Here is a 21,459-nt window from a genome sequence, read left to right on the forward strand (position 1 = left end):
AGGATGATGGATTATAAATTTGCAAACAGGATAGCAAATTTAAGGGCATCGGAGATAAGGGAAATATTAAAGGTGACAGAGCGGCCGGAGGTGATTTCATTTGCAGGCGGGCTGCCGGCTCCAGAGCTTTTCCCAGTAGAAGAAATAATAAATATAAATAGAATTGTACTTGAGGAGAATGGAACTAAAGCTCTTCAATATTCTACAACAGAAGGTTATATTCCACTAAGAGAATGGATTGCTGACAGAACCAATAAAAACATGGGCTCATGTTTTACCTGCGAAAATATACTGCTCACACATGGCTCCCAGCAGGCATTGGATTTGACTGGCAAGGTATTTTTAGATGAGGGTGACGTGGTTTTATGTGAAAGTCCCACATACCTTGCAGCTATAAGTTCAGGGAGGTGCCTACCGACAATGAAGGAATGTTAACTGATGAGTTGGAAAAGATTCTTGAAAGTACTGAAAATGTTAAGCTTATTTATGTGATTCCGGATTTTCAAAACCCAACTGGAAGGACTTGGAGCATAGGAAGAAGAGAGATGCTTGTTGAGGCTGCAATGAAATATAATGTTATGATAATTGAAGATAATCCTTATGGTGAGCTTAGGTTTGAAGGTGAAGCTCTCCCGTCAGTAAAATCTTTTGATAAAATGGGTTGTGTAATTTGCTTGGGTACCTTTTCAAAAATATTTTGTCCGGGTTACAGGATTGGATGGGTTGCAGGAGATGAAAATCTAATATCCAAGTACGTTCTGGTAAAACAGGGTGTTGACCTTCAGTGCAATACAATAGCTCAGATGGAGATCGCAAAGTATCTTGAGCTGTATTCAATAGATGATCATATTGCCAAGATAAAGCAGGCTTACAAGAGCAGGAGGGATATTGTTGTAAAAACCATGGAGGAAGAATTCCCGGAAGGAGTGACGTTTACAAAGCCTGAAGGAGGATTGTTTGCATGGGTTGAGCTTCCTCAAGATATAGATTCAAGGGATGTTCTTGTTAAATGTCTTGAAAAAAATGTTGCTTTTGTGCCGGGAGGATCATTTTTCCCTAATGTAAACAGATATAATACCTTAAGGATAAATTTTTCAAATATGCCTGAAGACAGGATTGTAGAAGGCATAAAATTATTGGCTATGGTATTGAGAGAATTTATTTGTGTATAAAAAGTTACTAATTATTAATCTTTTTATTGTACTTTTCATATAGCTACAAGTCACCTTGTGCAATAGCTTCTGCGACTAATTCAGGCTGTTCCTCATACCAGGGTTTGATGTAGCTGCTTTTAAAGAAGACTGTTTTGCTCCCGCAAATTTCACAATACCTTCCATTGCCCGGGCTGTGGTAATCACAATGAGGATTATGTTCTTTGCTGCAAGTATTAATTATGTTTGCCCCGCAACTTTTGCAGTTGCTGCTTAAAAAGCAGCCGCTGTCATCACCGCAAATTGGACAGGCAATTGCTTCACTGTTGCCGTTGACCTCAATTCCCTTGTAGTAGGTACGAAGGACACCATCTTCGTTATCCTGCCATTTGCTTCCGCATATCATGCAGTATACTGAATAAGTACTCTTTTCCGTATTGCCGCATTGTGTGCAAATGATACTTTTCTTAGGATTTAAGAGGTCAAGCCGCCTTAAAACCTGTATTCTTGTAGTTAGTGCTGAGACTGAAACATTAAAAAAATCAGCTACAGCTTCTAATGAATAAAAGTTACAGCCAAGCAAAATGCTTTGAGGCATGAGGAGTCTGCCGGCAAACTCATTGGCTTCCAGGTCTTCGATATATCTTTCATTAGGTGTTTTAACATCATCGCTAATTGAGAGATGATCAAGAATAACATGTCCAAGCTCATGTGCAATTGTAAAATTCAGCCTTCGGTCTTTGGATTCTTTGAAAGGATAATTTATTTTGTTTCTGTTTAAAATTATCTGGTAATCATCACTCTCCGGATTGTATATGGATATGGCATCAAAATTGCTGCTGACATTTGAAACAGTTCCTACCTGCAAAGATAATTCGCTGCTGTTAGCGATTGTATCAAGGAGCTGTACGCAGTCAACAGGCCATTTTGTTATAAAATATGTGCTGAAAAATTGGCGTATTTTATAATCAATGAACTTTCTGCGGTATTCCGGAATTTGTTCAATTGTATAATTGTCTATATGATTCATAGGATTATCCCTCCATAATAAGAACGTGTGTTCTGTATAATTATACAGAAAACCCTATATATTGTAAATACATAAATAGGATAATTTTTTAAAAAGCCAAAAGGATTTTCTGCTGAAAAGCCAGGAAGCCTTTGCTAGAGCAGGTGATTCAAAGGCTCTGGTTTATTTTTTACGTTTTTTATTCTTATTAAGAAGGGAAGTTGCGACAGCTTTTATAGCTGATATGTCTTCTGAAGACAGCTCTTTAGATATCCTGTAGGCAATATTTGCCCAGTCGCTGTCCTTCTCATACATCTCCTTAGCCATTCTAAGAATATCAACAACATTTCCCTTATCGTCACGGAATACCTTTTCAGTATATCCTGAGTGGTCAATTGTTTCTTCAATGTAACCTGCTTTTATCAGAAGCTCTTCATATGGTACCTCGAGATGTGGTGCCAGTGCTTTCAGTACAGCCGGAGTAGGATTTTTTCGCTGTCCTGTCTCAATTCTCCATACCTCAGTATTGCTTATACCTGCTCTTTCGGCAAGCTGACGCTGCGATAACTCTCGCATTGTTCGTATGGACTCAACATATTTCCCAAGTTCTGTTGACATTATAAATCACCTCAATTTTAATTATATATCAAAAGTTGCTGATAAGCAACGATTTGTTATTAAATTATTGCTAAATATTGACGGTAGATATTAAAAATGTTATAATTGTTGTGTAACCATTAAGAAACGCAGCTGAATAATTTTATTTAAGGAGGAGTACATAATATGAATAAAAAGAGAATGGTACTATTAACAGTTATTTTTCTTATTTTGAGCATACCAATGGTTATTTTCGGGGAATCACAGGATATTAAGGATGTAATGTGGGATGGTATGACATTTACCTACGATTCCAATCAAGAGCCTTGGACTGAGGATGAGCTTCAAATACTAAGAAAAGCAGTTAATGATTTTTACCCTGAAATTGGGAGAGTATATGGAAGACCATTTATGGCAATGACAGTAAATATAGTTAAGGACCCTAACTTGAGCTGTGAGGGGGATTATGATGAAAATATCATAAGGTTAAGGAATTTAAATGATTTATCTGTAGTCTTAAACCAGATGCTTCACCTATTTCATGGAGCTTGTCAAATAAAGCTGGACAGCTTCGAGGAGGGTATGGCTTCGGCGGCGGGAAGGATAATATTAGAGAATATACCGGAATACAGAAACCAGATGAAGTTAAGTACAGCATATTATGAAGCATTGAATCAGGAAATGCTTGGTGGAAATTACAAAGACGGGCTCGACTCCAAATTGCATAATGAATTGTGTGATTATGCCTGGAGTAAGGTTTATACTGAGAATAGTGAATTCTTTGCAAGTTTTATGTTAAATTATATCAAAAATATATGGATGATCTTGATATAATAAGCTCAGAGGATAAGCTTGTGGATCTGGCGGAAGAAACTCAGAGGACGGTTGAGGAAATGCCATTTAAGGCATGGTATGGCAGGCAGGGGTGCTTGAAGCAAAAACCAGCAAATGGTGTTTTTATTAATGCATATCCACTTGTGTATAAAGCTTCAGAAGTCAATTTGATTGAACGCTATGGATTTAATAGAACCATTATGAGAAGGTATGATGATCTAAGTTGGAAAATTACTGATTTTAGTGGACAGGAGCTAATTTCCGGGAATAGCAATATGGGCGATGATTTTGCCGATTTAAGCAAAATGTTAAGTGAATCAGGATATTGTGGAAGGATCAAAGTTGTTTACAAGTCCGAATACGAAGGAAAGGTCCTAGAAGATGTATCTTATCAGTATTGGGATCCATTTCAACAAGAATTAGGAGTGTTTGGTATTGTTCCAAACATAAACAACGGAATAATAAAGTTTTATACTGAGGATGGCATGACTATGGAAGCAAGTATAATCAATGGAGCTTTTTCTGCTAAGGAGCTTAAAAATGTAAGAGGTAAAATAACTGCTTCAATTAATACATATAACGGTCAGGTTCTTTATAAGACTTTTAACAAAAATGAAGGAGATTACTATCTTTATATGGCACCGCCTGTACCTGTCGATTTAAAAGTCAGTTCAGAAAATGGTTGTATAAACCTGGCTTGGACTGGAGAAGGTTTACAGGGTTATAATGTTAAAAGAAGTTCAATACCTGGTGGAGAGTATGTTACAATAGCTGAAAATATTATTGGAGATAAGGAGCAGGTTATTTTTACAGATGATATTTCGGATGGCACAAGATATTACTATACTGTTTCAGCAGTGAATGGTGGTATTGAAAGTCTTGATAGTCCTATAAGGACATGGATAGAACCATATGCAACATCTACAGTGATAAGGCAGAATGCAGGGAGTTTTGAGGTTGATAGTCCGGTTGCATTTGGAGTAGAGGTCACTTGCGAGAATGGAAACTATCCGTCCGGCAGTGTTATTATTCGAGAGGGTGATATGGTAATTGGGGAAGAAAAGTTGCAGTGCACTAATAGTAATATGTCAATAGCAAACATAACAGTATATTTTGCTTTGGATGGCGAACATAGCATTACTGCAGAATACATTGGAAATGAAATGTTTCAAAGTAGTAAATCAATGGATTTTATAGTATCTATAGAGAAGTATAGTTTGAAATTAATGCTGTCAAGCGTGCCTTCTATCTCAGTACCAGGGCAGCCTTTGGTTTTAACAGCAATAGCATCAGGAACATATTCAACATTGCCTAGAGGTACTGTTTTATTTATAGATGGAAATGCAGATAAAAATGTAATTCTTGGAGAATCTAAGTTGACCCCATTGTCAACAGGTAATAAAGGTATTGCTGAAATAACGGTAAACTCATTATCAGAGGGGGAACATTACATAGTATTACATTATGTAGAAGGTGAAGATTATCTAAAAACATTTGATTCAGTGAGACATTTAGTCAGCAATAAGTATATAGCTACTGAGACAACTTTAAAGAGCAATTATAATCCCATAGCTTATAAAGAAGCAATAACGTTAACAGCAACAGTCAAGAGTACAAAAGGCCAGGCTACAAGCGGAAGGGTTGTATTCAGGGATCTTGACGAGGTTATCGGCACTGTAGATATAGTTCCTGTGGAGGGCACAGATTATTCAGAAGCGGTGCTTAAAAAGCAAATAAACTTTGTAGGTATTCATCATCTGACTGCTGAATATCAGGATAATGATACCTATGCAGGAAGTGTAGGTAGGCTGGATCAGTTGCTTGTAAGTAAAGAGCGGAACGCTATTGAATTAAATATCGGTAGCGATACTGTATCAGGTGAACAAGTGCTATCTGCAGATTTAACCTGGCTTGAAAAAGAAGTGTTTCCAACAGGAAGTGTAGTATTCAAAGACGGTGATAATGTTATAGGAGAAGCTTCCTTCGAAATAATTGATGAAACGAAGGCTGCTGCTTCCTTAAAGATTAAAAGCCTCACACCAGGATTTCATACAATAACCGCGATTTATAACGGTGATATTTGCTTTAATGGTTCTAGCGACTCAGAGAATATTACAGTTACTGCACCTTTAAAAAAGAAGTATAAGATATCAGGGTGGTTGGAATCAGGTTCTAGTAAAGATTGTTCGGGGTTTTCAGTAAAAATCGAGGGGAATGATTATTTTGCTTCTACAAATTCCTTAGGGTATTTTGAACTGACTGATGTTGATGAAAGTGATGCAGGTTATTCAATCAGTATAACTAAGCCTGGTCATTTAAAAAGGATTATATCCTTGGAGAAGCTAAATGGGGATGTACAGATTGGAAATGAAGAATCTAAAATTCAGATATGGCCTGGTGATATTGATCAGGATGGGACAATAAATATGAAGGATGTTATTATGATAGCAAAATTATACAATGTTAGCTCAAAGGAATCCGGTTATAATGCAGGATATGATTTGAATCAAGATGGAGTCATTAATATTAGTGATATTATTGCTATTGCAAAGCATTTTAATGCATCCACTTCGTCTTATAATAATGCTATATAGGTTCCATCGGTGTAAAATAACTGTTCTATGTATAGACTTGGACTAAAAAATTAATTATATTAATCTATCATGGGGGTAGGTTGAAGCGTTTTGCTTTAGCTTGCCCCCTTAATTTTGGTATAAAACTGGATGATTTCTAAACTAAGCTGTTATCTATAAGAAACAAAATAAAAAAGTTATTTTTAATATTGACGATAGGTGACGAGTTCTGGTAAAATATAAATGTAACCTATAGGGGACGTAAACGGATCGATTATATAATCGGTACAAACAATAATGTTGTTAATAAAGAAATCACTTTGCGGTTTTTGTTGCGTTGCTAAAGAGTGAAAACTGGCATGCAATAGAGAGGGGCGGGTTCTCATGTGAAAGAATAAAACACAATTTAATAGCTAATAGCAATTAATTACATTAATAAATTTCACATTTAATGAATACTTTATTTAGGAGTTATTGGAAAAATTAGAATAGTGGGTAGAGTATGAAAAAAAATAAAAAGTATTTTTTGTATGAGAAAAATCCAAGGAGGTTCTACGAAAAAATGAATATCGAGAAAAAAGATCCGGGTATGCAATATATATTATCCAAGCATATTCTAAAACACCTGCTGTTAAAAGGTGTTATAACAGAAGATGAATATAAACGTATAGATAAAGAAAATATAAAGAATCTGGAACAATAGGCTTTTGATTTATAACTTTCAATACACTATTTCAATAAAGATAAAGGTAGCCAATATAACCAACTCCTTCTTAGGAGCAGTATGTTATAGAATGATTTAAATATTACTTCCAATTCCTACTCAAGTTTTAAAGCGGAAGTTAAATTTGAGTCATTGCTATAATTATTGCCAGGAGGGAGTTTTTTTATTATATAGCATATACACTATCATAAAATGATAAATATTCTTTACACATTTTTTAAAATTTATGTTATAATATAATGAGTGAATTTTATATAATTTATTTTTATAGTACCCTTAATCATATCGTTAAAAGTTCGGTCTTTCATTTAGTTTATTAAATGTTCTTTTAGATATTAATGTTTTAAAATATTAATTAAGAGTTCCATAATTCAGCTTTAGACTGCTCGATGTCACATTGTCTCATTATTATGCTTGGAAATATGTTGTGTTATATCTGTGCTATACATTTACACTTCAAACCAATAATTAAGGAGGAAATGTTATGAGTTCTAATTCATTAAAAGTTCTTGTTTGTGATGATTCTATTCTAATTAGAAAAAAGTTAAAGGATTGCTTGCAGGAATGTGGTTGCAGCGAGGTTCTTGAGGCATTGGACGGGCAAAAGGCTGTGGATATATACAAGGAAGAAAAGCCTGATTTGGTTTTTATGGATATTGTAATGCCTGTTAAAAGTGGTATTCAGGCTACCGAAGAAATAATAGAGTTTGATAAGAATGCTAAGGTGGTAATAGCTTCCTCGTCCGGTACAAAAACCCATTTAAAACAGGCCTTAGAAGCAGGTGCATATGAATTTGTCCAAAAGCCTGTTGATGTAGCTCAAATAAAGAACATTATAACTAACTATAAAAAGGAGGGCTAATTAGATGTTTACACAACTTTTCGGAAGCTTTCTTTTAAATAAAAAATTAGTTACAAATGAACAATTAATGGATGCTTTGAATTACCAGAGCCTGGTTCGATTAAAACTGGGTGTTCTCGCTGTAAATGCGGGCTATATGACATCGGAAGACATCAATAAGGTCCATGATGTTCAGTCTAAAGTGGATAAGAAATTCGGGGAAATTGCCATTGAGATGGGGTTTTTGGATGAAGAAAAAGTAGATAAACTTCTCTCATCACAGAAAACTGGTTATTTACTTTTGGGACAAGCATTGGTTGATAAAAATTATATGACTATGAAGCAGTTTGAAGAAGCAATTAATATGTACAAAAAGGAACACAGTCTGACAAGTGAGCAACTACAGTCTGTCGATAATGGAGACTTTAATCAAATTGTTAGCGGGTTTTACAGCTTTGACAATCTTCCAGGAGGCGAAATCTATAAAAATTATTTTTCTCTTCTTTTTCGAAATATTGTTAGATTTGTTGATGGAAGCTTCATTCCTAAGGAAAAGAAGCCTATTTCCAACTATAAATATCAGTGGATGGTAACCCAAAATATATTCGGTAACATAGGATTGGATACATATATTTGCGGGGATGATAAAGCGTTTATAGGTTTTGCCAATAAATTTGCACAGGAAAACTTTACTGAAAATGATGAATATGTACAGGCTTCATTAGGAGAATTCCTAAATCAGATAAACGGTTTGTTTCTTGTGAATATGTCAAATAGCAATGTGGAATTGGAATTAACTCCACAGGTCGTTAATAATAACGGCGTCATAACGGAACTATCGGAAGCTTACTGTATAACAGTTGAGTTTTCTTTCGGTGAGATTGATTTCATAATATCCAAGTCAAACTAAATAATTATATAGTTATATAGGTAGCACCCGAATTCATTTTTAGATTCGGGTGCATTTTAATTCCAAATTGCATTAAGTTGTAATTATTGCTAAAATATAATTCATGGATACTTTAATAAAGCTACCGAACTGTAAAGTTATACATAAGTTCGCTTGGACGGTCATATCGCTTCGATTCATTGCTCGCCCATGCAACCAGGAACAGCCTTCTTAGGCGATTCTACCCAAATAGTATAACTAGTTTTAAGTTCGGTATCTTTGATTAGTCACTTTTAATTATATTTAGAAATAGCGGAATTATAGCAAAAGGACGGAATAATAATGACTATAAAAAGGGAATGGGGTATTGGCGGTTATATAATTATTGGGGCTGGCATTTTGGCAACATTGTCAATGACTTTGAGTTGGGTAAATTTATCTTCATTGTCCTGCAATGGTATCCAACAACGCACATACTTCTATTTGGTTTTTTTTATTTATCCGATTATTATAACCATCAAAAATTATAAGATAAACGAGCTGATTGGATATGTAAGCAGCTGCCTTGCGATACTATGCGGTATTAAGTATATAACGACAAAAAACACTTTCTTTTTTGGCAATTTATCATCTATAGGGGCATATGTGTTTACTCTTTCATCAATTATACTTATGGTTGGGGTTTATAAATATAAAAATAAGACTTGAGATTGCAAAAAGCTAATAGCCAATCATAATAAATATCTTGCAGTAATCACAAAACTGGGCTAAGATTAATACATGTAAATTTATAATATTAATTTGAAATGAAAGTCTTTATATATAAAATTGTTTTGGAGGTGCTATATGCCTAAGGGGTTATTTTCACAAGGCATGGTGGTTCTATTATCGGAACCTGTTTTATTTAGTAAGTTGGAGCAAATTTTTGCAGAAGATTTTAAACTTGTGGCAAAGAATGAGAATTCCGAACAGTGGTATTTTGGAGGGCCGAGTGTTCTGATTTCTTATCGGCCAGAAGTTAATGGTTATATTACAGTTGATGTGGTTGATAAACCCTGGCCAGACCATATGGGGGACCCGGAAAAAGAAGAAATGCTTTTTGGAGCATGGTCAATGGGTTATTTCGGCCCTTTCACTTATCCAGGCAGCCTAAGTCATTCAGCCCAACAATCATGGCTTTATGAGGATGGGAGCAAGAATGCAGCTGAGCACAAAGCTTTTATAAGAATACGCTCAAGTTATGTTTTGGGTAGCAATGTGGACAAGGATACCCCTGTTTTACCTAAGAATTATGATCCGGGACATGAGATGATGTTTTTAACAAAGGTATGCCAAAATGTGCTTCAAATGTCAGAAGCATTATGCTATTTTAATCCAAATGGAGAGTGCCTGGCTTCCGATGAAATTGTGGACGGTCTTCTGGAAAGATATGAAAAGATGGGTATGTATCCACTTGAAATATGGTCCAATATTCGACTGTTCAATTTCCCTGACAGTGACAAATGGGCTTTGATGGATACAGTTGGCATGGGCCAGCTTGATACTATAGACCATGAGGCGATATTTATAAAAGGTGAATTTGATCCAAATGATATTGTGAACTTTTTCAGAAACACCGAAGTGTTCTATCTCAATAACAGAGGGCTGGTCTTTAAAAATGGTCAAATAGTTGTGGGACCGGGCGGTGTATGTTGGCAGGGTGTGGCTATTAAGGAGAGTATTGCAGCTCCTCCAAGATCGGTTATTAGATGGTTCCCGGCTGATGGCAGTGAAAGGCCTGAAGCATATTTGGGTGGTTTACCTAATTATGTGAATAAAAGCGTTGATGATTTAGATGAAGCTGAAGAAGAGGAAGAAGATGATGAAGGAAAATATGAATTTGAGCACAAAGTTGAAATCAATGAAGATGAATATGATAATGGTGAAAATGATAAAGATAAAGATGAATATGAGGAATATGAAGCAGATTCTCAAGACATAGAAGAAAAAGAAGTTAATGAAGTTAAAGCAGATAAAGAAGATAAGAAAAAAGAAGAAATAGAAGATAACGAGGGTAAAGAAAAAAAAGGCTTTTTCAAAAGAATATTCGGAAAATAAAAATATCTCGCAGGTTTTCATACCTGCGAGATATTTTTATGTCTAGGAAACTATGGTGTATTCTACACCACAATTTCTCATGGTATTAAGGTTGCAAAATCACTTTATGATTTTCTCCAGGTTTTTTAATGTCTTTAAAGAGGATAATGAAATCTTTTGTAGAATTATTTATATATCTCATTTTTTATAATAAACCCATTCATAAATTAACTTATATCTTGTGCATCTGTTTGCCTTTTTACCACAAAAAAAATTAACTATAGAAATTGTACTTGCTGACATAGTATTTATAATCGTGTTCTTAACAAAGATTATGTTAAGTAGTGGTTAAATTATTAATTCTGATTTTATGCGATTGTTGGCAAGCTAAGTCAACTTAGGAAGCGAAATTTACTGCAGAAGTTATATTTTAATCATTCTTAAGGATTATATCTAAGAAAGGAATGAAGATAATATGAATAAAGATTTAAACTCAGATATTTTATTAATATCAGAGTCAATAACAGAAAGAAACCAAATAATTAAATTCAATGGATGTCTTGTTTTCAATACATCACAGATGGCAAAAGCTAAGATAAATAAAATCTTGATTGATGCTGAAGGATATATTCTTGATTTTTCCGGTATTACAAAAATAGATAGTGCTGGGTTTGGAGTAATTTTTAACTTTATGAGTAAAAAGCCTCAAAAGTCTGCAGTGGTTGCAGTCGTTAAAGACTTGTTCATAATAGAACTTTTCAAGGTAACAAAAGTAGATCAAATACTGCCCCTTTGTTCTTCAATTGAAGATGCAGCAGAAATAATTGATTTTATGATGGTCAAAAATACCATGGCGTGAATAGCAGGAATTTTGAATATATACAAAAAAACAAAAATAAGGTGCAATTAAACACCTTATTTTTGTTTTGGGGAGACTTCAATTAAATATCATATTAATTTTTGTACTGACTCCATTAAATTATAGAACCAGAAAACCAATATGTATCTTATATTACTATTATTCCATATATTTTCAATGTATTTATTTGATATATAATAGCATTTTTTTGCTTGATTGATGCAAAAAGAAATGAATAGCATTTTTTTGTCATGACTTTAGCAGAATTTATTATAGATGTTAAAACAAATACAAAAGTATGTCGAAAATAAATTAAATGCCGATAATAGATAATATATCCGATCTTATAATTTAAAATATTCTGGTGGTGAAAATCGTTATGAAACCTGATGTTACAATAAATAAAGTCAATGATTCGGCTGAAGATGAAATGATTGTACTATTGGAAAATGATGATGAAGAAAAGGAATGTTCAGACAACTGGAAAATATTGGTGGTAGATGATGAAGATTCTGTTCACAGCATAACGAAAATAATTCTTGAGGATTTTAAATTTGAGAATAAAGGCCTGAGAATTTTTGACGCTTATTCGGAAGATGAAGCAATGGAAATAATCACAAAACAACCGGATATTGCGGTGGTTTTACTAGACGTTGTAATGAAAACGGATGATAGTGGTTTTAAATTTATAAAGTATGTTAGAGAAGAGCTGGGAAATAAGATTACCAGGATTATTTTAAGGACAGGTCAGCCTGGCCAGGCACCTGAGAGAGCTGTTATTATTAATTATGATATAAATGATTATAAGCTAAAGTCAGAAATAACGGCAGATAAGTTATTTGTATCTGTTCTGACAGCATTAAGATCTTATAATGATATGAAAGTCTTAGAAAGCAGTAAAAAAGTTCTTGAAAAAATTATCAAATCATCATATCAATTATATAAGAGCCAATCCTTTAAAAGCCTTGTAGCAAGCATGATGTTACAACTAGATTCAATAGTGGATATTAAGAACAAAGAAAATCCTGAAATATCAATTATAGGGGCAGTCAGGCATGAGGATTCATATTATACTGAGTTTGCAGTTGGCGAGTACATGGGCTGCATAGGGAGAAAAATTGAAGAAGTACTACCTTCAAAGTCTATTGAAATAATTAACAGAGCTATAAATAAGAAAGACAAAGTGCAAGAAGATAAGCATTTTGTTTCCTACTTTCAGAATTATTTAGGCTCCGAGAACATTATATACATCAAAAATAATAAGGAATTTGGCGATATTGAAATGGAGCTTACTGAAATTTTTTGCTCCAACATTTGTATGGCGTTCGATAACTTTTTTCTTAAACAGGAAATTCATACAAGTCAGAAGGAAATGATATTCACACTTGGAGAAATTGCAGAATCAAGGTCTAATGAGACAGGATTTCACGTTAAAAGAGTTGCAGAATATTCAAGGCTTATGGCTTTAGAATCGGGGTTATCTGAAGAAGAAGCTGAGATAATTAGTATTGCTTCTACCATGCATGATGTAGGTAAGCTTGGAATACCCGACTCAATATTAAATAAACCAGGTAAGCTTACTGTTGAAGAATTTGAGTGTATAAAAACACATTCAACTATCGGTTACAACATGTTAAAAAGCTCAAAAGGTAAGGTAATTAATATCGCGGCTACAATAGCTCTTCAACATCATGAAAAATATGACGGGACTGGCTATCCATATGGATTAAAAGGCACGAGCATAGATTATTATGCAAGAATTGTAGCTATTGCTGATGTATTTGATGCACTGGCATCAAAAAGGGTGTACAAGGATTCATGGGACACCGGTAGAATAATAGAGCTTTTCAAAGCTGAGATAGGTAAACATTTTGATCCTAAGCTTACGGATATATTTCTTAATAATATAGATCAGATGCTGAATATAAAAAGTAGTTTTCCAGATTGACTATTTGAAGAGTATAAGTGATAGGAGGCTATAAAATGAAGACATGTTTGAGATGGGTATTGTTTTTTATAATTCTTAGCGTTGCAATTATTGCAGGAGGTTGCGGGAGTAGATCTGACGATAGCCTTTTGGATAAGGCAAAATCTAATAATCCCGAAAAACCTGATAAAAGATATAAAATAGGCATATCTCTGCCTAGTCTCCAGGAAGATCGCTGGATAACGGATTTTAAGGTTATTAAGGAGGAATGTGAAAAGCTGGGGATAGAATTGATATATGAGAATGCAGAGATGGATGCAGTAAAGCAGGCTACACAATGTTCAAGCATGATTATGAAGGGCATACAACTTCTTATATTAATACCCTATGATACTGAAAAAGCAGCGGTAATAGTTAGGGAGGCACACTCCAAGAATGTAAAGGTTTTAAGCTATGATAGGTTAATTATGAATGAGGATATTGATTTATACATATCTTTTGACAATGAAAAGGTTGGGGAGTTAATTGGCAAAAGCATTATAGAAGCCGTACCTAAAGGTAATTATGTATTTTTTACAGGTGCACCTAACGATAGAAATTCCTATTATATCTCAAAAGGTGTTGAAAAATATTTAAAGCCTTTGGTTGATAAACGTGACATAAAAGTGGTGACTAAAGAAGCTATAGTAGATTGGAATCCGGATAATGCATTTAATTTAATGAATAAAGCTATAAAAGATAATAAGGGTAATATACAGGCAGTTATTGCTCCAAATGACGGTACTGCAGGAGGATGCATCAGAGCACTGGCAGATAATAATCTTGCTGGAAAAATTCCAGTAACGGGTCAGGATGCAGAAGTTTTAGCTGCTAGAAGGATTATTGACGGTACCCAGCTGATGACAGTATTCAAGGATACTCGTATGCTAGGAAGAAAGGCTATTGAAGTTTCATTAAAAATGATTAATAATGAAAAAATTGATACAACAACTAAGATTAACAATGACAAAAAGGATATACCTGCCATTCTCTTAGCACCTATTTCAGTAAATAAGGATAATTTGGATGAATTACTTGTGAAAAGCGGATACCTTAACAAGGACGCTGTATATAGGAGATAAGGAATGACTAAAATATTACTTCCGATTTCTACTCGGGTATTGACGGGTTAAGTCAACGCTTAAGTGAATTTTATAGCGGAAGTTATATTTTAGTTATTACTATTCACTTGATAACACAATTAATTTCGAAATTGTGGAGGTGGTTGAGTGATAAATATTTTTCGAGATTTAGGCATAAAGGAAAGAATAAAAAGAGTGTTCAAGATTAAAAGTTTGAAGACAAAGATTATAATACTCATTCTGGCTGCCACTATTCCTATAATACTCTCTTCCGTAATTAGCCTTTTGATCAACGATATTTATTTGGCCAAGTATTTTTCCATGCATGAGAAATTATTGACAGTTGACAAAATACTAACAAATTGTGTAAAGGTTTTGCCGGTTATCAGAGAATATATAAGTGATCCATTGCTTCATGAAAATAGAGATATGTATTACCAACTAAAAGCGGAAATTGAAAAAGAACAGAAAAAGATAGAAGTCTCGTCCGACCAGAAGTACTTGTATTTTTCAAGCGATGTGTCACTGTATCTGAAACTATGTGACAGCAGTATGAGTATGTCTGAAAAGTATGACTCGCGAGTAAGAAGCAGCTATATAAAGATTGAGCTTCAAATGGATAATGTAAAAAAATCTGCAATAGATCTAACAATGCAGGAACTAAATAAAGGAAATCAAATGAGGGATTATATAAGTAAAAAGATGTGGAGGTTGAATATAGGAATATTTGTTATAAACGTAGTTCTGATTATAGTAATTATTTTGATGGTATATATGGTTCTGAAGAGGGTTACAATCAGTTTGGCAAAACTTGAAAATATGAGTTTTCAAGTTACTCAGGGGAATTTCGATATACCTTTTGCCAAAGTTTCAGGGGATGATGAGATAAGTCTTTTGTCAAGGGCTTTCAATGAAATGATTATAAGTATTAAGGTTGCCTATATAGAGATTGATAATCGTCAGGTGGAACTTGAAAAATTGAATATGGATCTGATTGAAACCAATTATCAGTTGAAAACAATAAATGAGGAATTGAAAAATGCACAGGAACAAATCATCCAGTCTGAAAAGCTTGCATCATTGGGAGGATTAGTAGCAGGGGTTTCCCACGAGATAAACACTCCTATCGGTGTTAGTGTATCCGCGGCATCCTATCTTCAGGATAAAAACAAGGAATTGATTGATAAGGTTAACACTAATTCATTATCAAAAAAGAATTCAAGCATTATACCGATATGATTGAGGAAACATCCAATATTCTACTATCAAATCTTAAACGAGCAGCAGATTTGATCGGTAGTTTTAAGAAAATTGCTGTAGATCAGACAAGTGAAGAGAGCAGAGAAATAAATCTTATTGATTATATTAAAGATGTTGTTACAAGTTTAAAGCATATTTTAAAGAAAACCAGCATTGATATAAGAGTAGAGAGTGAATATGATGAGATTGTTTTGAAGACATATCCAGGACCTTTGGCCCAAGTAATAACCAATCTAATTATGAATTCAATCATTCATGGATTTGAACCGGATGAAGAGGGCCTTATCCATATAAAAGCAAGTAAATCCAACGATGACTTCGTTGTTTTGCATTTCAGTGATAATGGCAAGGGGATGAGTAAAGAAATACAAAGGAGGATTTTTGAACCATTTTTTACAACTAAAAGGGGTCAAGGTGGTTCCGGTTTAGGAATGTTTGTAGTTTACAATATTGTATCAAAATATTTTGACGGTAATATTGAATGTGTAAGCAGTGAAGGCAAGGGGGTTATGTTTACAATTAACTTGCCGACAATAAAATGAGTTGGTATAAGACGGTCCTACGTCAGCATTTTCCATAGATTTTATGTAAACTGATAAGTTATAATATATATATGAATGAGGGGGTGTGGTTATGTTTGGAGATGACTACAAATTAGTTCCAAGAACGTATTCCATCAAAAGTTATAAAAGACGTGAATCTACCAAACTTAAGAAGGCTTTCAAGATTACATTTTACACTATCATTTTATTGGTGATTATCGGTATTTCTATCTTATCAGCAGCTCACTATATTTAAAAAAGTTACATACCACTAAAGGTACTGAAGTAATAATGGCTTTGCCCTAATGTTTTAGAGATTCTAGTACCTCTACATGCTGCAACTGGGTTAAAACCCCAAATATGACATATAGAGGTGCTAGAATTTCTTATTGTCTATTTGAGATTTATTCAATTTTACCGGCTTGACAAATTTGATAAAGCGAATTATAATATTATAGACTTTGAAATATTACATGCGGATGTGGTGGAATTGGCAGACGCGCTGGATTTAGGTTCCAGTGGGCAAACCCGTGCAGGTTCAAGTCCTGTCATCCGCACCAAGGGTTTAAGAAGATTTTAATTTTCTTAAACCCTTTTAATTCTAATTCTATTTCTAACATACTTCTAACACATTTAAAACAAGTTACTCTCCATAATAATCAAGCCACTCTCCTGGTACATAACTAAAACGGTTTAACCTTTTTTACTAATTTCATCTATTATCAATCATTTTGAAATATACGTTGCTTTTATCATATTCTTGAAGTGTGTGATGAGAGGTACCCTCCACAAATTTTAGCTGTGTTTTTTCACATTTACTGATAGCTGAAGAAACAATTTGTAGAGCTCCTTCTAATTCTTGTTTTGTATATTTTCCCATAGCATTTCACCTCAAATTCTGATTTGTTGGGTTGTTTATAAACAGTTCAGGTCATATTATAAAACTATTGTGTATTAGTAGAACACCCTAAAATTACAGTCCCAACAGTACCGATTCCTGTCCAAATTGCATATGCAGTTTAATGGAAGGCTTTTTAAAGCTAATGATAAAAAATAGAAACTTGCAATCATCCCAAATATAGTAAATATATTTGGCACGAGTTTTGTAAAACCTTGTGAATATTTTAATCCAATAGCCCACCACACTCCCAAAAGTCCGACAATAACTAATAGTAACCATTTCATAACTTTCACTCTCCTGGCAATGTATAAAAAATAAAAAAGCCGTGGTAATATTGTGAAATATCTCCCAGGCTTTTATCCTTCCGTGAACACAGCAGACTGTGCGTTTTATCTTGGACCAGACCAGTTATAATTTTTAAACTGCGGAACCCTATAAAACCTTAAACTATTTAGATTTTGTTTACATTTAAAAAATAACAAAAGGTATGTAGTCAGTCAATGGACCCCTTAGTTCACAATCGTGACCATTGTATTTTATTGTCGGTTGGTGCACACGCTAAAGCGTTCATTTTAGTAGTAACTCTTATCAACTTTGATGCTACACTTTATATAAATTTTGCTCCCAGTTTCTTTAATTTCTCATTATACTTATTTGCTCGTTTGTGAAACATAGTACCTATTGCATCTGTATTAATAGTAACTTTATATCCAGCCTTAATAGCACCTAATGCTGTTAAAGCCACACAACCTCCACCATCAACACCAATTACCTCTATTTCATCAATATTTAATTCATCCAATTTTTCTTTCAATTTAGGATTAGTAAATGCATCGCTCTTATACTTCTTAAAAAAATAATTTGATACTACTTCTAAGGTATTCACTAATTCTACATTTTCACTCCCTTCAAATGCCTTAAAAGGTGCAAGCTTATTGATTAAATTATCTTTCATAATATTTAATATGTAAAAAATCGGATTTCCTTCATTATCTTTAATTACCTTATTTACAGCAGCAATAAGTTCCTTGTTGTTATACTTAAAAAATTTTGCATGGGCATCTCCTACGCAAATATTCTGCATGTCGATAACTATAACTGCTTTAGCCATAATTCTCATCCTCACATTTCTATTATATTATTTATTCATGCTATACAATATTAGACATTCTTCGTAGTACTGCCAAAGTAATTCTGCACCACGGATAGTGCATCCTTAAATTCTCTCTTATTCACAGTATATAGACTAAATGATAGGTTCTCTATTTAGGTCACTAATTAATGGAATTCCATTAGAAATAAACAATTCCAATAATTTTGTTTGTCCATTTTCTATTGCATAATTCATTTCACTGTCACTGATTGACATAGCTATAAGTAACCTGCCTTTTCCATTAGGTAAAATGAATTCACTTTGTATAGGTTCCGGAGGAATACATATCAAAAAATTACAATAATCAGTCATACTAATTCTTATTTTTTCTACAGTCAATGCACCTACGTCATAAACCCTTTCTAAAATACCTACATCTTGGAATATTTCCATTTGAACTATATTATTAAGAAAGCCGTATGGCCATGTGTTTTTTTCTTTTGCCAATACAACTATCTCGTATCCATATCCAGCCCATTCCTCAGGAACTTTCCTAGGCAACCTTGAAACAACTACTTGCTCAAAACTTGTAGCTTTTCCATCGGTACTATTAATTTTTGAACGTTCAAGTTTAGATTTTGCAGGCATGTCTGAATTTGTTAGCCCAAAAGATGAAGTAACCCATAATCCATTAAGTTTCTCCGAGTATATTTGTATCAAACATCCGCCAACCCATATACCCGTTAAATTCATGAGTTTTGAACCTCATCAGGAAAGGGTCCAAATTGATTTTCCCAAATTGATTTTCTGGTTTCATATACTTTATCCCAAATATTTTCTTCTTTCTTCTTAAAGAAATCAAACAACCCCATATACAATTCCTCCAATTATACTAAAATAAATAACGGTTAATATGAATTTCATTAAGTACCTTCAATGCCTTACCTGCAAATTATCCCGCCAAGTATGATAAGTCTTTTCGGCGTATTTCACAGAACAATTGCATTTACAAGAATATGTTCGTTTATGCACATAGAAGTGGCAAATAAACGAATTATTTAAAGCTATCCCTTAATCTGTTTATTGTTTTATAGATCCATTTAATTTTATCATGATTCAATGATAGTTAGTAGGACTTTTGGATGCAGACTTATTTATATCAGAACCATTAGAATAAATGGTTCATGAACTGGTTTGAGTAAATTTCCTGAACATAAAAAAAGGATTCTATTGAATCCCAATTAACACAATTATTTAGTTCCTATACGCAAACTTCCTTAAAAAAACATGGTATAAGGAAATAATATCTAGGACCTATCTCCTCTCAATGTTAAAGAGTTATAAACAGAACCTTTTAATGGTAACCTGGCGATCATAGCATACTGCCTTAGACCCACGGCTTTGCGTCATAATCTTTCGAAAACTTTGCCCTGTTTCATAAGTCTCTATTTATATCTCCTTATACCGAGTAGAAATAGGAGGTTTACGTACAATTATATTGTAGCATCCTTGTCGAAAAATGTACAACTTAGTAATTCCTCTTTTAATCCTCAAAAGTTTTATATAGGGTGATTAAATAAGAATGGGTTTTCAAATCATCAAATTTTTAAGTAATACTAGATGGGACGTAGTATAAAAAATAATTTTATCACTAATGTGGGTGTTTGTCAAATGTTTCTAGATTAATTTTTTATAAATGTTACTAAAGATTAAAGATATGGCTAATATATACGATAAAAAGAATAGATTGTGATTATTGACAATATATAAACAAAACTATAAAATGTTTGTAAAAAAACAAACTTATAAAGAAGGTGTTTGGAAATTGGGCGGGAATGAGAGGCTGTTTAATTCTTCCATATCGGATATGAAAAGAGGTTACTCAGATGAGGTGGATGAATATGTATGCTTGATTTGCGGAGAATCTGTACAAAAAGGGGTAATATATCCCAAAGATAATGTGCTTTATGAAGCTGAAAAGTACATGAAGCTTCATATCGAAAGTACTCATGGAAGTATTTTTGAGTATTTGACAGACATGGATAAGTCTCTAAGCGGTTTATCACACCACCAGAGTAAGCTTCTAAAGCTTTTTTATCAAGATATGAGTGATGAGGAAATAAAAAATGAAATGGGTATCGGAAGCAGTTCAACTATAAGGAATCATAGATTTGTTCTTCGGGAAAAGGAACGTCAGGCAAAAATATTTCTTGTATTAATGGATCTTTTAAGAGAGGGTTCTAATAAGAATTATAAGAATGTGAAAAGACGGATTTCTGACGTGGCATGCAGCAAAAGAAGTGAAGTAACCCGGGAGGAAAAGGATAAAATTATTGAAAGGTATTTTCCGGAAGGTGTTTATGGACCATTAAAGGCTATAGACATGAGGGAAAAAAACAGAATTGTTGTTCTTGAACAGTTAGTAAATAGATTTGAACAAGATAAACTATATTCAGAAAAAGAAGTTAATGAAATTTTGAAGGAGGCATTTCCTGATTTTGTTACATTAAGGCGTTATCTTATAGAATATGGGTTTATGGACAGAAAGCAGAATGGAAGCCAATATTGGGTCAGGAAATATGATCATGGAACGGAGGGGTTGAACTTGGAGCGTAAAAAGGAGCTAAAGAATCAGTATAAGGAAATAAAGACTGAAGCAGGAATATACCAGATAAGAAATGTTGAAAACGGCAAGGTATTTTTGGTAGTTACACCAAATTTAAAAACCATTAATGGAAGGCAGATAGAGCTAAATACCGGTGTATACAGAAATAAGCTTCTTCAGGAGGATTGGAACAAATACGGGAAAGATGCATTCGTATTTGAGGTGCTTGAAGTATTGGAACAGCCTGAAGAGGGTTATTTTGATATGAAGGATGAACTGAAAAAATTGGAGAACAAGTGGCTGGAAAAGTTGCAGCCATATGGAGATAAGGGGTACCACAAAAATTAGTCCACACACTTCTTATATTAAAATAGCATGTATAGATAACCAACTGCTATATGTATATAAAATCATGGTGTATGCTGCATCATGATTTTTTTATAGCAGGGTTATAAAC

General features: G+C 33.8%; 19 protein-coding genes, 1 tRNA gene, 2 pseudogenes and 2 riboswitches. Of the genes and pseudogenes, 15 read left to right on the forward strand and 7 right to left on the reverse strand.

The window, feature by feature from the left end:
- Positions 1–6: 6 nt before the first annotated feature.
- Positions 7–1,172 (forward strand): annotated as a pseudogene (locus Bccel_RS25310) (aminotransferase-like domain-containing protein).
- A gap of 43 nt (positions 1,173–1,215) precedes the next feature.
- Here Bccel_RS25310 and Bccel_RS25315 read toward each other — a convergent pair.
- Both Bccel_RS25315 and Bccel_RS25320 read right to left on the reverse strand, forming a co-directional pair.
- On the reverse strand, positions 1,216–2,181 hold the full coding sequence (locus Bccel_RS25315) for an ImmA/IrrE family metallo-endopeptidase (RefSeq protein WP_050753845.1): 966 nt from the start codon (positions 2,179–2,181) through the stop codon (positions 1,216–1,218).
- 162 nt (positions 2,182–2,343) lie between these two features.
- Positions 2,344–2,778, reverse strand: a complete 435-nt coding sequence (locus Bccel_RS25320; RefSeq protein WP_036943601.1) for a helix-turn-helix domain-containing protein — start codon at positions 2,776–2,778, stop codon at positions 2,344–2,346.
- A 165-nt stretch (positions 2,779–2,943) separates the two neighbouring features.
- Between Bccel_RS25320 and Bccel_RS25325 the strand changes: the two genes are divergently transcribed.
- From Bccel_RS25325 to Bccel_RS25385, 13 genes are all read left to right on the forward strand, one after another.
- Complete coding sequence (locus Bccel_RS25325) at positions 2,944–3,591, forward strand: hypothetical protein (protein ID WP_036943603.1); 648 nt, start codon at positions 2,944–2,946, stop codon at positions 3,589–3,591.
- Positions 3,573–6,185, forward strand: coding sequence for an Ig-like domain repeat protein (locus tag Bccel_RS25330; RefSeq protein WP_036943605.1), 2,613 nt, complete (start codon positions 3,573–3,575; stop codon positions 6,183–6,185). Before Bccel_RS25325 ends, Bccel_RS25330 begins: the two co-directional genes overlap by 19 nt.
- Before the next feature lie 541 nt (positions 6,186–6,726).
- Positions 6,727–6,867, forward strand: a complete 141-nt coding sequence (locus tag Bccel_RS30485) for an SHOCT domain-containing protein (RefSeq protein ID WP_154673484.1) — start codon at positions 6,727–6,729, stop codon at positions 6,865–6,867.
- A gap of 505 nt (positions 6,868–7,372) precedes the next feature.
- Positions 7,373–7,750: a response regulator gene (locus Bccel_RS25340; RefSeq protein ID WP_036943609.1), complete on the forward strand. Its 378-nt coding sequence runs from the start codon at positions 7,373–7,375 to the stop codon at positions 7,748–7,750.
- A gap of 4 nt (positions 7,751–7,754) precedes the next feature.
- Positions 7,755–8,639, forward strand: coding sequence for a cyclic di-GMP-binding domain-containing protein, MshE-related (locus tag Bccel_RS25345; protein ID WP_036943611.1), 885 nt, complete (start codon positions 7,755–7,757; stop codon positions 8,637–8,639).
- 321 nt (positions 8,640–8,960) lie between these two features.
- Positions 8,961–9,326, forward strand: a complete 366-nt coding sequence (locus Bccel_RS25350) for a hypothetical protein (RefSeq protein WP_036943613.1) — start codon at positions 8,961–8,963, stop codon at positions 9,324–9,326.
- A 138-nt stretch (positions 9,327–9,464) separates the two neighbouring features.
- The gene (locus Bccel_RS25355; protein ID WP_152966088.1) at positions 9,465–10,715 is read left to right on the forward strand and encodes a DUF4261 domain-containing protein; all 1,251 of its coding nucleotides are present in this window, start codon (positions 9,465–9,467) and stop codon (positions 10,713–10,715) included.
- A 454-nt stretch (positions 10,716–11,169) separates the two neighbouring features.
- The gene (locus Bccel_RS25360) at positions 11,170–11,553 is read left to right on the forward strand and encodes an STAS domain-containing protein (RefSeq protein ID WP_036943614.1); all 384 of its coding nucleotides are present in this window, start codon (positions 11,170–11,172) and stop codon (positions 11,551–11,553) included.
- A 379-nt stretch (positions 11,554–11,932) separates the two neighbouring features.
- Positions 11,933–13,501: a response regulator gene (locus tag Bccel_RS25365; protein WP_050753846.1), complete on the forward strand. Its 1,569-nt coding sequence runs from the start codon at positions 11,933–11,935 to the stop codon at positions 13,499–13,501.
- Between the two features lie 35 nt (positions 13,502–13,536).
- Entirely contained in the window at positions 13,537–14,601 is a 1,065-nt protein-coding gene (locus Bccel_RS25370; RefSeq protein ID WP_036943616.1) for a sugar ABC transporter substrate-binding protein, read from the forward strand.
- Positions 14,602–14,748: 147 nt separating this feature from the next.
- A complete protein-coding gene (locus Bccel_RS25375; protein WP_050753847.1) occupies positions 14,749–15,840 on the forward strand; it encodes a HAMP domain-containing protein in 1,092 nt (363 codons plus the stop codon).
- On the forward strand, positions 15,837–16,403 hold the full coding sequence (locus Bccel_RS25380; RefSeq protein WP_050753848.1) for a sensor histidine kinase: 567 nt from the start codon (positions 15,837–15,839) through the stop codon (positions 16,401–16,403). The genes Bccel_RS25375 and Bccel_RS25380 overlap by 4 nt, the downstream gene beginning before the upstream one ends.
- Positions 16,404–16,878: 475 nt before the next feature.
- Positions 16,879–16,963, forward strand: a tRNA-Leu gene (locus Bccel_RS25385).
- Between the two features lie 152 nt (positions 16,964–17,115).
- Here Bccel_RS25385 and Bccel_RS30680 read toward each other — a convergent pair.
- From Bccel_RS30680 to Bccel_RS32220, 5 genes and pseudogenes are all read right to left on the reverse strand, one after another.
- On the reverse strand, positions 17,116–17,283 hold the full coding sequence (locus Bccel_RS30680) for a hypothetical protein (protein ID WP_162181905.1): 168 nt from the start codon (positions 17,281–17,283) through the stop codon (positions 17,116–17,118).
- 85 nt (positions 17,284–17,368) lie between these two features.
- Positions 17,369–17,588, reverse strand: a pseudogene (locus Bccel_RS29270) (DMT family transporter); the annotation flags it as partial.
- A 59-nt stretch (positions 17,589–17,647) separates the two neighbouring features.
- A riboswitch (guanidine-I (ykkC/yxkD leader) is annotated at positions 17,648–17,751 on the reverse strand.
- A gap of 160 nt (positions 17,752–17,911) precedes the next feature.
- Positions 17,912–18,415 (reverse strand): cysteine hydrolase family protein, encoded by a 504-nt coding sequence (locus Bccel_RS25390; RefSeq protein ID WP_036943619.1) that lies wholly within the window; start codon positions 18,413–18,415, stop codon positions 17,912–17,914.
- A 135-nt stretch (positions 18,416–18,550) separates the two neighbouring features.
- Complete coding sequence (locus Bccel_RS25395) at positions 18,551–19,150, reverse strand: suppressor of fused domain protein (RefSeq protein ID WP_036943621.1); 600 nt, start codon at positions 19,148–19,150, stop codon at positions 18,551–18,553.
- A complete protein-coding gene (locus Bccel_RS32220) occupies positions 19,147–19,269 on the reverse strand; it encodes a hypothetical protein (protein ID WP_276326156.1) in 123 nt (40 codons plus the stop codon). The genes Bccel_RS25395 and Bccel_RS32220 overlap by 4 nt, the downstream gene beginning before the upstream one ends.
- Positions 19,270–19,753: 484 nt before the next feature.
- Positions 19,754–19,837: riboswitch (cyclic di-GMP riboswitch) on the reverse strand.
- Positions 19,838–20,222: 385 nt separating this feature from the next.
- On the opposite strand from Bccel_RS32220, the gene Bccel_RS25400 reads away from it, so the two are divergent.
- The gene (locus Bccel_RS25400; protein WP_036943622.1) at positions 20,223–21,350 is read left to right on the forward strand and encodes a DUF2087 domain-containing protein; all 1,128 of its coding nucleotides are present in this window, start codon (positions 20,223–20,225) and stop codon (positions 21,348–21,350) included.
- The last annotated feature ends 109 nt before the right edge of the window (positions 21,351–21,459 follow it).

Source organism: Pseudobacteroides cellulosolvens ATCC 35603 = DSM 2933, from assembly GCF_001262605.1.
Lineage (GTDB): Bacteria > Bacillota > Clostridia > Acetivibrionales > DSM-2933 > Pseudobacteroides > Pseudobacteroides cellulosolvens.